This is a genomic window from Modicisalibacter radicis (assembly GCF_900961225.1).
Taxonomy (GTDB): domain Bacteria; phylum Pseudomonadota; class Gammaproteobacteria; order Pseudomonadales; family Halomonadaceae; genus Modicisalibacter.
Map to the genome: position 1 here is coordinate 102,515 of NZ_CAAHFN010000050.1, position 14,249 is coordinate 116,763.

Annotated in this window: 12 protein-coding genes; 5 read left to right on the forward strand and 7 right to left on the reverse strand. The window is 68.3% G+C overall.

All coding sequences use genetic code 11. The features are described from left to right. The first annotated feature begins 10 nt into the window (after positions 1-10). The gene (locus HR9077_RS04425; protein ID WP_136065533.1) at positions 11-1,042 is read left to right on the forward strand and encodes a metal ABC transporter solute-binding protein, Zn/Mn family; all 1,032 of its coding nucleotides are present in this window, start codon (positions 11-13) and stop codon (positions 1,040-1,042) included. A 24-nt stretch (positions 1,043-1,066) separates the two neighbouring features. On the opposite strand, the gene HR9077_RS04430 is transcribed toward HR9077_RS04425, so the two are convergent. Then, a complete protein-coding gene (locus HR9077_RS04430) occupies positions 1,067-1,990 on the reverse strand; it encodes a DMT family transporter (RefSeq protein WP_136065535.1) in 924 nt (307 codons plus the stop codon). Positions 1,991-2,094: 104 nt separating this feature from the next. On the opposite strand from HR9077_RS04430, the gene HR9077_RS04435 reads away from it, so the two are divergent. Further along, on the forward strand, positions 2,095-3,024 hold the full coding sequence (locus HR9077_RS04435; RefSeq protein ID WP_136065537.1) for a LysR substrate-binding domain-containing protein: 930 nt from the start codon (positions 2,095-2,097) through the stop codon (positions 3,022-3,024). Positions 3,025-3,076: 52 nt separating this feature from the next. Here the strand turns inward: HR9077_RS04435 and HR9077_RS04440 are convergent, their stop codons facing one another. Then, entirely contained in the window at positions 3,077-4,753 is a 1,677-nt protein-coding gene (locus tag HR9077_RS04440) for a methyl-accepting chemotaxis protein (RefSeq protein ID WP_136065539.1), read from the reverse strand. 238 nt (positions 4,754-4,991) lie between these two features. On the opposite strand from HR9077_RS04440, the gene HR9077_RS04445 reads away from it, so the two are divergent. Both HR9077_RS04445 and HR9077_RS04450 read left to right on the forward strand, forming a co-directional pair. Next, the gene (locus HR9077_RS04445) at positions 4,992-5,657 is read left to right on the forward strand and encodes an ABC transporter ATP-binding protein (protein WP_136065541.1); all 666 of its coding nucleotides are present in this window, start codon (positions 4,992-4,994) and stop codon (positions 5,655-5,657) included. Further along, entirely contained in the window at positions 5,654-8,212 is a 2,559-nt protein-coding gene (locus HR9077_RS04450) for an ABC transporter permease (protein ID WP_136065543.1), read from the forward strand. The genes HR9077_RS04445 and HR9077_RS04450 overlap by 4 nt, the downstream gene beginning before the upstream one ends. Before the next feature lie 123 nt (positions 8,213-8,335). Here HR9077_RS04450 and HR9077_RS04455 read toward each other — a convergent pair whose 3' ends face one another. The 4 genes from HR9077_RS04455 to HR9077_RS04470 form a co-directional block, all read right to left on the reverse strand. Further along, positions 8,336-9,196, reverse strand: a complete 861-nt coding sequence (locus HR9077_RS04455; protein WP_136065545.1) for a glycine betaine ABC transporter substrate-binding protein — start codon at positions 9,194-9,196, stop codon at positions 8,336-8,338. Between the two features lie 50 nt (positions 9,197-9,246). Continuing rightward, entirely contained in the window at positions 9,247-10,548 is a 1,302-nt protein-coding gene (locus HR9077_RS04460; protein ID WP_136065548.1) for a M24 family metallopeptidase, read from the reverse strand. 53 nt (positions 10,549-10,601) lie between these two features. Continuing rightward, positions 10,602-11,498 (reverse strand): HalD/BesD family halogenase, encoded by an 897-nt coding sequence (locus tag HR9077_RS04465; RefSeq protein WP_136065550.1) that lies wholly within the window; start codon positions 11,496-11,498, stop codon positions 10,602-10,604. Positions 11,499-11,631: 133 nt separating this feature from the next. Then, the gene (locus HR9077_RS04470; RefSeq protein ID WP_136065552.1) at positions 11,632-12,522 is read right to left on the reverse strand and encodes a LysR family transcriptional regulator; all 891 of its coding nucleotides are present in this window, start codon (positions 12,520-12,522) and stop codon (positions 11,632-11,634) included. Positions 12,523-12,747: 225 nt separating this feature from the next. Between HR9077_RS04470 and HR9077_RS04475 the strand changes: the two genes are divergently transcribed. Next, positions 12,748-13,947, forward strand: coding sequence for a lipocalin-like domain-containing protein (locus HR9077_RS04475; protein WP_210725858.1), 1,200 nt, complete (start codon positions 12,748-12,750; stop codon positions 13,945-13,947). Positions 13,948-14,046: 99 nt separating this feature from the next. On the opposite strand, the gene HR9077_RS04480 is transcribed toward HR9077_RS04475, so the two are convergent. Next, positions 14,047-14,249, reverse strand: a 203-nt coding sequence (locus HR9077_RS04480) for an electron transfer flavoprotein subunit alpha/FixB family protein (RefSeq protein ID WP_210725859.1), incomplete at its 5' end; no start/stop codon positions are given.

Genomic DNA, 14,249 nt, shown 5'->3' on the forward strand with positions numbered 1-14,249 from the left:
AAGCACCGTCATGCATCAACGTATCCTTCCCGGTCTGTTCTGGGGCGCCCTCGCGCTGGGCGGCGCCACCGGCGCCCAGGCCCAGCAGCCGCTGAACGTGGTCACCAGCTTCAGCGTGCTCGCCGACATGGTCGAGCAGGTCGGCGGCGAGCATGTCGCGGTCACCTCGCTGGTCGGCCCCGACAGCGACAGCCATGTCTTCAGTCCCAGTCCGGCCGATGCCCGGCGACTCGCCGAGGCCGACCTGGTGGTCTTCAACGGCCTGCAGCTGGAGGGCTGGATGAGCCGTTTGCTCGACGCCGGCAACTACCAGGGCGTCACGGTGACCGCCACCGACGGCATCGAGCCGCTGGCCTTCAGCGATGCCGATCATGGCGCGGCACAGGACGAGCACGACCACGCCGGCCACGCTCATGACCACGGCGAGCACGATCATGAGCATGCCGCTCACGACCATGAACATGATCACGAGCATGGCGAGCATGCCGGCGACGAGCATCATCATGGCGATCTCGACCCCCATGCCTGGCTGGATGTCGCGCGTGCCGAGCAATACGTCATCAACATCCGCGACGGCCTGATCGAGATCGACCCGGAGCACCGCAAGGAGTACCGCGCCGCCACCCAGCGCTATCTCGGCGAACTCGAGGCCCTGGACGGCGAGATCCGCGAGCTGATGGCCGACATCCCCGCCGAACGGCGTACCGTGGTCACCGGGCACGATTCCTTCAGCTATTTCGGTGAGGCCTACGATGTACGCTTTTTGTCGCCGGTGGGGCTCAATACCGCCGCCGAGCCGGCCGCCGCCGAGCTGGCGCGACTGGTCGACTTCATCGAGGACAACCGGGTCACGGCACTGTTCTACGAGAACATCACCAGCCCGGCGCTGATCCGCCAGCTCGCCGAGGAAACCGATCTTCCGGTCGCCGGAACGCTCTACTCCGGCGCGCTGGCCGGTGACGGCGAGGCCAGCACCTATGTCGGCATGATGCGCCACAATGCCCGGACCATGCACGACGGCCTGAGCGGCGCCGCTGACTAGCGACGCGCGCCCCGAGCGTCTCGTTCAGGGCGCGCCCCGCTGCCGGACGTGTATCGCCAGCACCCCGGCAGCGATGATCAGCGCCATGCCGGTCAGCGTCATCGGGCCGGGCCACTCGCCCACCAGCACTCCGCTGCACAGCGCCGCGAACGGCAGATAGCTGTAATCGCAGGTGGCGATCAGGGTCGGCCGCCCCCGCTGGAACGCCTGCGCCGTCAGCGAGCTGGCGGTGACGATCAGCACGCCCAGCAGCGCCATCATGAGCCACAGCCCGATTCCCACCGGCTGCCAGCTGCTGAACAGGAAGGGCTGGGCGGCGACGCTGCGCGCATCGACCCCGGCCACCCCCGCCAGCCCCAGGACGCCGGCCACGACGAACCCCAGATTCAGCCCCAGCGACATCACCAGCGGCGGCTCGTCCACGCAGCGATAGCGCGTCACCAGCGCCGCCAGGGCATAGCACAGCGCACTTCCCAGTGGCAACAGGCTCCATGGCGACACGCCCTGCGCCCCCGGGCGCAGCATCAGCAGCACGCCGATGAAGCCGATGACCACCGCGACCACCCCCCGGCCGTCGAGACGCTCGTCGGGCAGCCATGTCGCCATCAGCGCCAGCAGTAGCGGGAAGGTATAGGCGGTGGCGGCCACCACCGGCAGGCTCAGCTGCGCCAGGGCCGCATAGAAACATCCCCACATCGTCACCATCAGCAGGCTGCGCAGCATCACCCAGCCGGCGCGGCGCGGGCGCAGCGGCACGCCACGAGCGCGCATCAGGGCGATCAACAGCGGCAACGCAAACAGCGCCCGCAGCAGATACAGCTGCCAGATGCCGAGCTCGTCGTTGATTCGCTTGACCAGAGCGTCATGCAACGCGATCGTCAGCGAAGCGGTCACGATGGCGGCGACGGCGCGGGCCTCGACGGCTCTGACGGTGGCCGGGTAGCTCATCGGGCCTCCCCTGGTTGCGATAGCTGGCGTAAAGTGTGACTGGATGGAGGTCTTGCCTCACACGACTTTCGAGTCGCTTCGCTTTACCGGAGATCAAGTCAGTCATGAGCCGACTGCGTCAGGCGCTGCCGCCGCTTTCCAGCCTGCTGCCGTTCGAGGCGGCCGCCCGCCACCAGAGCTTCCTGCGCGCCGCCCAGGAGCTGAGCCTCACCCAGGCGGCCATCAGCCGTCGCATCCGCGCGCTGGAAGAGGCGCTGGGGACGACGCTGTTCGAACGCCGCCATCGACAGGTCGTGCTGACCGAGGCGGGGCGCGAGTTCGCCGAGGCCGTGCGCGGCGGTCTCGGCGAGATCGCCGGGGGCGCCGAGCGTCTGCGCCATCGCCAGCCTGCGCACGAAGTGGTGCTGTTCGCCGAGCTCTACGTCGCGATGTACTGGTTGATTCCCCGCCTGGGCGACTTCAATCGACGCCATCCCGAGATTTCGGTCCGCATCAACGCCTCGAGCCAGCCACTGGTCCAGGCCCTGGAGCCCTTCGACCTGGCCATGCAGTGCACCGATCGCCCCAGCGGGCTGCTGGTCCCGACACTATCGGTGCGCGATGAGGTCTTCCCGGTCTGCAGCCCGGCACTGGCCGAACCGCACGCCTGGACGGTCGAGTCGCTGTTGACGCGCCCCCTGCTGCACTATCGGGAAACCGGCGGCGACGAATGGATGAGCTGGCGGACCTGGTTCGAACGGGTCGGCTGTCCACGGCCACCCCCGCCGCCACACAGCGATACGCTGTTCAACAGCTACCCGGTGATGCTGCAGGCGGCGATGAGCGGCCAGGGCATCTGCCTCGGCTATGGCGGCATCGGCCAGCTCGTCCGCCGTGGCGAGCTGGTGCGCCCGGTCGTCGAGAGCGTCGACATGCCCGCGGGCATGTCGGTATATCGAGCCCGTCATGCCAGCGACCGCCCGGCCGTGGACCGGGTACTGGAGTGGCTGAGGGAAGTCCTCACCACCCCGGAGAGCCTGCAGCGGGAATGCTGACCAAACGCAAGGACCGCCCGGAGGCGGTCCTGAAGCATCATGCGGGGTGGCTCTAGAAGTCGGCCCACTCATCCTGTGACGAGCCGGAACCTAGCGCTGCACGCTGGCGGTTGCTGGCCGGCAGCTGACGGGGCGGAGCCGGCCGACTCGGGGCACGAGCGACGCCCGGTGCCTGGGCGGCATCCGCCCCACGGAAGAAGGACACCTCCTGCAACAGGGCGCTGGCCTGGTCCTGCAGCGAACGACTGGCCGCGCTCGACTCCTCGACCAGGCTGGCATTCTGCTGGGTCGCCGTGTCCATCTGCGTCACGGCGGTGTTGACCTGATCGATGCCCTGCGCCTGTTCACGGCTGGCCACGGCGATCTCGCTCATCAGACCGGTGACCTGACGGATGCTGGTGACGATTTCGGTCAGCGTCTGCCCGGCCTGGTCGACCAGCGTGGCGCCAGCCTCGACCCGCGACACGCTCTCACCCACCAGGCCCTTGATCTCCTTGGCGGCATCGGCACTGCGTCCGGCCAGATTGCGCACCTCGTTGGCCACCACGGCGAAACCGCGTCCCTGCTCGCCGGCACGGGCCGCTTCGACGGATGCGTTGAGGGCCAGCAGGTTGGTCTGGAAGGCGATCTGATCGATCAGGCCGACGATGCTGGCGATCTTGTTGCTGGATTGGCTGATCTCGTCCATGGCGCCGACCGCCTGCTGGGCGACCTCGCCGCCCTTCTGCGCCTGCTGGCTGACACGTTGCACCAACTGGTCGGCCTGGCTGGCATTGTCGGCGTTCTGGCGCACGGTGGCGGTGATCTGATCCATGGAGGCGGCGGTTTCCTCCAGGCTGGAAGCCTGGTCCTGGGTACGCCGGTTGAGATCGTCGTTGCCCTGGGCGATCTCGTCGGCGGCGACGGTCACCGATTCGGCGTTACGCCGCACCGAACTCACGACCCGGGAGAACTTGGTTTCCATGGTCTTGAGCGCCTGGAGCATGTCGCCGAACTCGTCCCGGCAGGTGATATCGATCGCGTTGTCGAGCCTTCCGCTGGCCATCGCTTCGGCCAGTTCGCGCGCCTTGCCCAGTGGCGTCATGATGCCGCGGGACAACCACAGCGTCAGGCCCAGGGCCAGCAGGACCGAGAAGACGATGGCGCCGATCACCAGAGTGCGCAGCCAGGCGAAATACTGGTTGGACTGTGTATAACTGCTCTCGGCTTGAGCAAGATTGCGGTCGATGAGAGCACCGAGGCCATTGAGTACCGGCGGGTACTCGGCGCGCAGCGCGGTCGTCGCGATCTCGCGGGCACGGTCATAATCGTTGGCGATCATTGAATCGTTGAGGCGTTCGATGCTCGCACGCAGGGTGAGCATCGCGGCGTGAAACGTCTCGGCGGCCGCCTTTTCTTCGGGGGTACTCACGCGCTCCGGATAGTAGTTGGCCCAGGCCTGGTCGGCCAGGGCATCGTTATCGGCGACCTCGCCCTTGGTCACCGCCGCCGCCGTCGGGTCGCGGTCGCGCTGCTCGGCGGTGATCTTGACCCGGTTGCTGAGCAGTGCGGTGCGTATATTGCCGAGTTCCATCAGGGTGACGAGATTCTCGTCGTAGGTCTGCTTGAGTGCCTGGTTGGCGGAACCGGCACTGAACAGTCCCAGGATGCCGACCGCGATCAGCAATACGATGCAGGCACCGAGGCTGACGGCCAGCCTGCGCTTAACGCTTTTCTTCAAAAACTGCATGGTGACGGTTCTCGCTGGCGCCTGGCTCCGCCGTGACGGGTCGTGCCGGGCTTTTGCTCGATAGAAGGGGTGGCGAGGCAGCCGGGAAGGGACGCATGGCTGTATCGCTATCGTATTATCGGGCAAAGGCGCCGGGACTTTAGCGCGATGCCAGCGGATTCGCCCGGGGCCATCGTCCCACGCACGAAGCCACGGGCTTTGTTAATGTGCGAGGACACGTGCCGACAAGACCTCGCCCATGCTGCAACTGATCGACGTCACCAAGAGCTACCCGACCCCGCAAGGTCCGCTGTTCGTCCTCGATGGCGTCGACCTGAGTCTGGCACGCGGCGAGAGCCTCGCGCTGATGGGCGAGTCGGGCAGCGGCAAGTCGACCCTTCTGCATCTCGCCGCCGGGCTCGACGTGCCCGATCGCGGCGAGATCCATCTCGCCGACGCACGCCTCTCGGATCTCGACGAGGCGCAGCGCAGCGCGCTGCGCCGCCAGCGCCTGGGGCTGGTCTTCCAGCAGTTCCATCTGGTGCCCAGCCTGTCGGTGGCCGACAACCTGACCCTGCAGGCGCGGCTCGCCAGGCGCGAAGACCCGGACTGGACCCGGCATCTGCTCACCCGGCTGGGGCTCGGCGGCTTCGAGGGGCGTTACCCCGAGCAGCTTTCCGGCGGGCAGCAACAGCGCCTGGCGATCGGCCGCGCACTGGCCGCGCGCCCCGACCTGCTGCTCGCCGACGAGCCCACCGGCAACCTCGACGAGGCCGCCGCCGACGACGTGCTGGCGCTGTTGCAGACGTTGATCGACGAGAGTGGCTGCGCGCTGCTGATGGTCACACACAGCGCGCGGGTCGCCGCCCCGCTCGACCGCTGCGTGCACCTGCAGCGCGGCCGGCTGGCCGGCGACGAGGCATGAGCAGCCGGCCCGCCCCGCAGCCACGCGGCGTGTTCGCCACCACGCTGGCCACGCTGCTGTCGCACTACCACCGCCACCCCGGCCAGCTCGCCATGCTGCTGCTCGGGTTGTGGGTCGCCAGCGCACTATGGAGCGGCGTTCAGGCGATCAATGCCTCGGCCCGCGACAGCTACGCCCGCGCCGAGGCGCTGTTCGAGAGCCAGCTCGACCGTATCGAGCGCCGCGACGGCCAGGCACTGACCCTCGACGACTATCTCGCCCTGCGCCGTGCCGGGGCCCCGGTCTCGCCGCTGATCGAGGGCGAGCTGCGCCTGACCGGCGTATCGGACGGCACCACCGCGACGGTGGCGCTGCTGGGCATCGACCCGCTGACGCTGCCCGGCGACTCGGGCCTGGCTCGCCGGGAGAGCAGCGCCACGGCACTGCGCGACTGGCTGCTGCCGCCACACCGGTTGCGCGCCGCGCCGGATGTCGCCGACGCCGCCCGCGCCGATCCGCGGCTGCCGCCGGTGGAGAACGACCCCAGCCTGCCGCCGGCCACCCTGGTCAGCGACATCGGCGTCGCCCAGGCGCTGCTGGAGCTCGACCGCCAGCTGACCCGGCTGGTCGCCGCCCCCTCGGCGAGGTTCGCGCTGCCCGAGCGGCTGGTGCGCATCCCCGCGCGGCAACTGGCCTCGCCCGGGCAGCTCGCCGACAGCTTCCATCTCAACCTCACCGCGATGGGCCTGCTGGCGCTGGTGGTGGGGCTGTTCATCGTTCACGCCGCGCTGGGCCTGGCGCTCGAGCAGCGCCTGGGGCTGATGCGCACGCTGCGCGCGCTGGGCGTGCCGGCGCGCACCCTGGTCGGCGCGCTGATCGTCGAGCTGCTGGCGATCGGCCTGACCGGCGCCCTCGCCGGCATTCTCAGCGGCGTGGCACTGGCCCGCTGGCTGCTGCCGGACGTTGCCGCCAGCCTCGACGCACTCTACGACAGCCGGGTGAGCAGCCAGCTCGCCCTGCCCTGGTACTACTGGCTGGGCGGCCTGGCGATCACCCTCGGCGGGCTGGCCACCGCCGGCTCCGGGGTGCTGTGGCGGGTCGCCCGGCTCGAAGTGCTGGCGCTGGGCCAGGCTCAGGCATGGCGCGCGCGGCTGGCTCGCCAATGGCGCCGCCAGGCACTGGCCGGCAGCGTGCTGCTGATCGTCGCGCTCGGCCTCGGCGCGTGGCTCACCGCGGCGGGAGGCGCCACGCTCGGCCAGGGCGGCCGGGCGACGCTGGTCGCCGGTTTCCTGATGGTCACCGCGGCGCTGCTCGGTGTGGCACTGTGGTTGCCGGCGCTACTGGCCATGGCGCTGCAGCTCGCCAGCCGGGCGTTGCGGCGCCGGCCGCTGTGGCAATGGGCGGTGGCCGACCTGCAGCTCCAGCTGCCGCGCCTGCAACTGGCGATGATGGCGCTGCTGCTGGCGCTGGCTGCCAACCTGGGGGTGAACAGCATGGTCGGCGGCTTTCGGCTGACCTTCCTCGACTGGCTCGACCAGCGCCTGCTCGCCGACATCTACGCCCATCCCGAGGCGGGCGACTACGCCAGGCTCCACGACTGGCTGGCCGCGCAACCCGAGGTCGCCACGCTGCTGCCGGCCCGCCACGCCCAGGCCACGCTGCTGCTCGATGCCGATACTGATTCCGCATCGCGTGCCGTGCCGGTGGCGCTGTTCGGCATCCAGCCGGCGCCGGTACTGACCCGCCAGTGGCCGCTGCAGTCGAGCGTGGCGGGCCGCGAGACGGCCTGGCGGGCGTTGCGCGACGGCGCGGTGTTCATCAACGAGCAGCTCGCCCGGCGCCGCGGCCTGCAGGCCGGCGGGACGCTGACCCTGCGCGGCCCCGACCGGCGCGAACGGCGCCTGGCCATCGCCGCGGTCTACCCCGACTACGGCAACCCCCACGGCGAGATCGTCATGCCCACCGCGCGACTCGCCCGCGAGTTCGCCGCGCCGCCGGGCAGCCTGGGCGTGGTGCTTGCCGAGGGCAGCGCGAGTGGCACCGCCCGCGAGGCCGCGCTGGCACGCCTGCGTGAAGGGGTCGCCGAGGCGCTGGCGATTCCCGGCGAGACGCTCACCGATCAGCGCCGGCTCAAGGCCACCTCGAAGGAGGTCTTCGAGCGCACCTTCGCCATCACCCGCGCGCTCAACGCGCTGACCCTGGGGGTCGCGGCACTGGCCCTGCTGACCACGCTGCTGGCCCAGGCCGGCGCGCGGCGCGCCCAGCTCGCGCCGCTCTGGGCGCTCGGCGTGTCGCGCGCGCAACTGGTCGCGGTGCAGCTCGGCCAGCTGGTCGGCGCGGCACTGGCCACCGCGCTGGTGGCGCTGCCGCTGGGCATCGCCCTGGCCTGGGCGCTGGTCGCGGTGATCAACGTCGCGGCGTTCGGCTGGCGCCTGCCGCTGTACGTCTTCCCCGGCGAGCTGGCGATCACCCTGGCGCTGGCGGTGCTGGTCGCCGCCGGCGCGGCACTGCTGCCGGCCCGCCGGCTGTGGCACAGTCCGCCCCGCCAGCTGCTCGAGGAGTTCGCGGCGACATGACCCGGCGGCGTCTCCAGATTGCGTTCCGCGCCGCCCGGCCGAAACGACGACGCCCGCGCTCGAGGTGCAGTTCAAGAGCGCGCGGGCGTTTCGATGCGACCATTGAGACCACAGGCCGGTGTCTCAGTCACCGCTGCTCGCCGCCAGCCATTGATCGACCAACTGCCGATTGTTGGCGATCCACTGCGCGGCGCCCTTGTCGGGATCGCCGCTCTTCTCGATCGCCAGCATCAGTTGGGAAAGCTGCTCCGGCGTCATATGCCAGGCATCGAGCATCCTGGCCACTTCCGGATGCTGCTCGACGAAACCGCGCCGGGAGAACCACTTGATCTGCTGTCCGGATACCAGCGTGTCTTGCGGATCGTCCAGTATCTTGAGGTCGTACTTGGCGAAGACCCAGTGCGGCTGCCACAGCGTCAGCACGATGGGTTCCTTGCGGCGATAGGCTTCCTCGAGCTGCGCCAACATCGCCGCTTCGCTGCTGCTGAGCTGGCGGAAGGGCAGCGAGTAGCGTTCGATCGCCGTCTCGGCCTCTTCATGGATCGTCGCCCCCGGCTCGATGCCGAATATCGTCGGCTCCCCCCGATAGCCGAACTCCTCGGCGCGTGCGTCGAGATCCGCTACCGTGTCGACGCCATCGACATAGGCGGGCACCACGAGCGCATCCATGGCATCGTCGTACCAGGTCCCGTGCAGTTCGATACGTTCCTCGTAGGCCTCCAGGTACGAGTTGTCGCTGGGCAGCCAGAATTCCAGGGACGCGTCGATATCGCCCTCGGCGAGACCACCGAACAACAGCGGCTTGGACACTTCATCGAGCGTCACCTCGATGCCCTGCTCGCCGAGCAGTTGTTGCCACAGATGAGAGACGGCGACGTTCTCCGCCCAGTTGTTGGTCCCGATGGTCACGCTGTCGTCCGCGAACGTCTGTACGCTCAGGCCGATCAATGCGCTGGCGATCAGGGTCGTCTTGAATGATTTCATGCTGTTCCTTTTCCTGGTGTCCGGGTCGGGTCGGTGACCCACGATGTCTTTCAGCCCATCAATTCCCGGGAGTAGCCATAGCTGGAAAGCCGCTCGATGCCGGTTTCGGTGACCAGCACCTGCTCCTCGAGCTTGACGCCCTCCTCGCCATCGCGATGGCCGATGTACGCCTCGACGCAGAGCGTCATCCCGGGCTCGATTTCGCCGTCGTAGCCGACGTCGTCCCAATCCATGTCGTGCGCGATGAGCGGCCACTCCCCGGTCATGCCACAGCCGTGAACGATGTCGAGATAGCGATTCTCCCGATAGCCATGCGGAATCGGCCACGCGCGTCGGGAGTACTCGCGAAAGCTCATGCCGGGTGCGAGCAGGGCGATATTGGTCTCGAGCTGATCGGCGGCCATACGGTAGAGCGATCGCTGGGCCTGCGTGGGCGCACCGGCGCCGGGCACGTGGAAGGTACGCGAAAAGTCGGTGTAGTACCCGAAGCAGCCGACGATATCGGTATCGAACGCCACCAGCTCGCCGGGGGCGATGGTCTTGTCCGAGCATTCCTGGAACCAGGGGTTGGTCCGGTTGCCGGAAGCCAGCAAGCGCGTCTCGGCATACTCACCGCCGGTCGCGAGCACGTGCTGGTTGAAGATCGACCACAGCGCGTTTTCGCTCATGCCGGGTCGCAGCGCGGCTTCCATTCGCGTCATCGCGGCCTCGGTTAGCGTGACCGAGCGATGGATCAACGCCAGCTCGTCCATGCTCTTGATCGACTTCGCCCCTTCCATCGCGATCGCCGCATCGGTGAGCGCGAAGCCGGCGTCCTTCAACGCCGCCAGCGCTCCGGTAGGCGCCGACTCGATGCCGATCCGCTGGCCCAGCGTTTGCGACCGCGCAAACAGCCCCCGAATGTCGTCCACGAATGCGGCGGTGTGGCGCGCGCAGTGCGGGCCACTGTACTGGGGCATGACGGCCCTCGCCGGACGTACCTCGTCCAGCAATTCCAGCCCCTTGGCCAGGTGCAGGCAGGCGCTGAACTCGAACAGCACGACAGGACCCTCTGCCGCCACGTAGAGATAGCGCGCCGGGTTGCGCTGGGAGTAGACCTGCATGTTGCGCGAGCCGCAGGCGTAACGGATGTTGATCGGGTCGAACAGGATCACGGCGTCCAGGTCATGGTGGCGCATCTGCTGGCGTAGCCGCCCCAGGCGGTAGCGCTCGACGCGGGCCAGCAGATCGTCATCGATCGCCAGCCGGCGGAAGGCGCCACTGGCGTAATCGCTCCTGGCGGCGCCATCGGCAAGCGCCACGATATGGGTCTTGCCGGCATCGCCGTCGGCGAGGGTCTGAAAGTCGCTCATAGCTCTCGATCAAGGATAAGTGAAAGGAAACGCGTACGGTCTGCCTTCATGGGCTAGCCCATCAGTTCGTCCTGGCGGCGCTGGTTGTGCGCATCGATATGCTGCTGCGTCACGCGCCCATAGATCTTGCGGGTGTGCTCGAGGCTGCCCATCATGTCGGGCGTCTTGGCGTAGCCGAGCAGGGTGCAGAGACGCTGGCCCCTGGCGGACGCGACGCGGTGCATCGAGTAGCGCCCCTTGAAGAGCTGCAGGTCGCCGGTATTCAGCGTCAGCGATTTGACCAGGCTGTGATCGCCTTGAAGGACCCGCTGCACGTCGGCGAAATTCTCCTCGCCCGGGCGCCGGATGTCCGGACAGTACTGAAATTCCCCGCCCTCGTCGGGACGCCGCGTCATCAGGCTGACGATGAACTCGTTGGTATCGAAGTGCCACGGCAGCTCGGTGTCGTCCGGCATCACGTTGATGACCAGGCCGGCGATGGGATCGGCGAACTCGTGGATCACCGGCTCTTCCAGGCAGTCGGCGATGAAGCGCTGAAAGGTGGCATTGCCGTAGAGTTGCTTGACGATCGCCTCATCGGGGATGAGGTCGCGGGCCACGAAGCCGTTGGTATAGTGCTGGAAGCAGCGTGCCGGATGATCCGCGGGCAGGCTCGGGTCGTCTGGGGTGACGTAGGGATTGACGCAGTTGTCCGAGAAGAAGGCCTGCGGCGCGAGGGCCTCGCTCTCCTCCTGCAGCGCCGCCTGAACGTCGCTGCGGATGAAGCGCGACAGCAATGCGCAGCCGTCGACGCGAAGCTGTGCCCGAACCGCTTCCACGGCTTCGCGGTAGGTATCGCTGCCCGGCTGGTCGATCGGGAAACGCTCGAGGTCGATCAGTCGAGACAGCGCGTCCCCCGGGCCCCGATGGCCAGCGAATGAGGCACGAGCGGATGTGGATGACGTATCCATGGCGGTCTCCTGTCGTCTGTGTATCGGCCGGTAACTTGGCTGGATACGCTAACGAAGAGAGCCGTCACGGCTCCAATTGGAAAATCGTCGCCCCTGCGACGAGTTTTTTATCATTGCCGCCGGCACGCCGCGTTCAGCGTGCGTCGTCCTGGCCGTAGAGCGCCTTGAGCGTCGCCGCCAGCGCCCTCGCGACGTCCTCGACCAGCGGTTCGTCGAGATAGGCGAGGTTCCACGGGATGTGCGGCATTTGGCAAGCCAGGGGGCGGGTCACCACCTTGCCGGCCGCCTCGGCATCCTGCGCGGCCCATCGCGACAGGATGCTCACCCCCTTGCCGGCGGCGACCAGCTCCAGGATCAAGGCGACGGACTCGATCTGGATCATGTTCGAGGGGTGAATGCCGGACGGCTGGAAGAAGTGCTCGAACTCGTGCCCCTGCTCCGGCGCGATGCTGTAGGTGAAGTGTCGGTCATGCTGAAAGGTCTCGGCCGCCACCGCGTCATGCCCGGCCGCCGGATGGCCCGGGGGCAGCACCGCCACGGTGGGCTCCGCGAACAGCCGCTCCCAGGCCACGCCGCGCTGTGCGGGCACCTCGACCATGACGATCATGTCGACCCGCCGCGCCAGTAACGCGCCGGTCATCTCGTCCATGGGCAGGCGCACCAGCGAGATATCGCGGGCGTGATTGTCGTAGAGGTGGGGAATCACCCGGGAAAAGGTATCGTAGGGCCCCACGCCGAGGCGCAGGGCCGGCTCACCGCGGCTCGCCAGATGCCAGGCCTCGAGTTCCGCACTGCGCAGCCTGGGCAGCGTTTCCCGGGCCGCCTTGACCAGCCGTTCGCCGGAGGGCGTCAATACCAGCCGCCGCCCCTCGCGCATGAACAGTGCCACGCCCATGCGACGCTCCATTTCGCGGATCCGGTGCGTGGCGGCCGGCTGCGTGAGTCCGATCGATGCCGCGGCATCGTGCACCGTCCCCTGTGCCGCGATGGCCTCGATCAATGTATAGAATTTGATATCAAGCATGATTTCCCGACGTGGCGCGTGCGATTACGTTTCGAGCGAACAAGACGCATCATGACGATCTCCCGGTACGAGACCGTCCTGGGGTCACTCCGTGTATCGTAACGGACAAATGCGACACCGGCTTGCCGCCACGGGGCGCAACCCGTTTCGTGGCGAACCGCTTCGCAGGACTGCCCGGCGTCCGGCCTTCGTCAAAACCTATGCTTCCGAGGAGTTCGCGGCGACATGACCAAGCGACAATGGATACTTTTCATGGCGCTCCTGGCGGTCGTGCTGATCGCGCTCGTCGCCGCCTGGCGGCCGTGGGCGACGGAGCGATCCCCCGCCTCGGCCGGCTACGCCGGGCTCGGCGATGAAGCCGCGGCGGGCTTCGCCGAAGCGCACCCGGGCATTTCGCTCGACTTCCCGGCCGATCACGGCGCCCACCCCGATTACCGCATCGAATGGTGGTACCTGACCGCCAACCTCGAGAGTGCCGAGGGCCGGCCGTTCGGCGTGCAGTGGACGCTGTTCCGCCAGGCGCTGGCGCCGCCCGGTGCGGTCGATGCATCAGGCGACGCTTCGCCGGGCGACGTTTCGCCGGGCGACGCCTCGCCCTGGACGAGCCGCCAGCTGTGGATGGCCCACGCCGCCCTCTCCACGCCCCGCGAGCACTACGATGCCGAGCGCTTCGCCCGCGGCATGACGCTGGACGCCATGCGCGGCCAGGCCGGCGTCGAGGCCACCCCGTTCGTCGCCTGGCTGGACGACTGGACGCTCGCCGCGCCGGAGAATGCCGCGAGCAGCGACCCAGCGACGAACGACGCTCTCGACCATCTACGGGTCCGTGCCGCCGGCGAGGCCTTCGCCTACGACCTGGCGCTCGACGCCCAGGGCCCGCTGGTGGCGCACGGCGATGCCGGCTTCAGCCAGAAGTCCGCCGACGGCCAGGGCTCGATCTACTACAGCCAGCCGTTCTACCGGGTCAGCGGCGAGCTGACGGTGGAGGGCGAGCCGATCACGGTGAGCGGCCGCGCCTGGCTGGACCGCGAATGGAGCAGCCAGCTGCTGGGCCCCGGCCAGCGGGGCTGGGACTGGTTCTCGCTGCATCTCGACGGCGGCGCCAGGCTGATGGCGTTCCGACTGCGCGGCGCCGGCGATGACGGCGGCGACTATCTGTCGGGCAGTTGGATCAGCGCCGACGGCCGCGTCACGCCGCTCGACGCAGAGACGCTGCGCCTGACGCCGAAGGGCACCAGCGAGGTCGCCGGCCGCCAATTGCCCACCGCCTGGCGCCTCGAGGTGCCCGACCGCGGCGTCGACATCGCGGTGCGTGCGATCCACCCCGACCAGTGGATGAACACCTCGTTCGCCTACTGGGAGGGCATGGTCACGGTCGAAGGCAGCCACGGCGGCGAGGGCTACCTGGAGATGACCGGCTACTGACAAGTCCTGAAGCGCACTAGCCAGAGAATGCCGTTGTGGGCTGCGCTGACCGGCGCACCAGTACGCTACAGGAACTCGCCATCACAGCCCTTGATCACTTTATTCCTCCAACTTTTGCTCCAGTTTCGGGAGGATCTCGAACAGGTCGCCCACCAGCCCGTAGTCGGCGACCTGAAAGATCGGTGCGTCCTCGTCCTTGTTGATCGCGACGATCACCCTGGAGTCCTTCATCCCGGCCAGATGCTGGATGGCCCCGCTGATGCCCACCGCGACGTACAGGTCCGGCGCGACGATCTTGCCGG

What these genes read in the sequence shown, in the direction of transcription:
- HR9077_RS04425 (WP_136065533.1), top strand. Translation starts at nt 11, where the DNA reads ATGCATCAACGTATCCTTCCCGGTCTGTTCTGGGGCGCCCTCGCGCTG.
- HR9077_RS04430 (WP_136065535.1), bottom strand. Translation starts at nt 1,990, where the DNA reads ATGAGCTACCCGGCCACCGTCAGAGCCGTCGAGGCCCGCGCCGTCGCC.
- HR9077_RS04435 (WP_136065537.1), top strand. Translation starts at nt 2,095, where the DNA reads ATGAGCCGACTGCGTCAGGCGCTGCCGCCGCTTTCCAGCCTGCTGCCG.
- HR9077_RS04440 (WP_136065539.1), bottom strand. Translation starts at nt 4,753, where the DNA reads ATGCAGTTTTTGAAGAAAAGCGTTAAGCGCAGGCTGGCCGTCAGCCTC.
- HR9077_RS04445 (WP_136065541.1), top strand. Translation starts at nt 4,992, where the DNA reads ATGCTGCAACTGATCGACGTCACCAAGAGCTACCCGACCCCGCAAGGT.
- HR9077_RS04450 (WP_136065543.1), top strand. Translation starts at nt 5,654, where the DNA reads ATGAGCAGCCGGCCCGCCCCGCAGCCACGCGGCGTGTTCGCCACCACG.
- HR9077_RS04455 (WP_136065545.1), bottom strand. Translation starts at nt 9,196, where the DNA reads ATGAAATCATTCAAGACGACCCTGATCGCCAGCGCATTGATCGGCCTG.
- HR9077_RS04460 (WP_136065548.1), bottom strand. Translation starts at nt 10,548, where the DNA reads ATGAGCGACTTTCAGACCCTCGCCGACGGCGATGCCGGCAAGACCCAT.
- HR9077_RS04465 (WP_136065550.1), bottom strand. Translation starts at nt 11,498, where the DNA reads ATGGATACGTCATCCACATCCGCTCGTGCCTCATTCGCTGGCCATCGG.
- HR9077_RS04470 (WP_136065552.1), bottom strand. Translation starts at nt 12,522, where the DNA reads ATGCTTGATATCAAATTCTATACATTGATCGAGGCCATCGCGGCACAG.
- HR9077_RS04475 (WP_210725858.1), top strand. Translation starts at nt 12,748, where the DNA reads ATGACCAAGCGACAATGGATACTTTTCATGGCGCTCCTGGCGGTCGTG.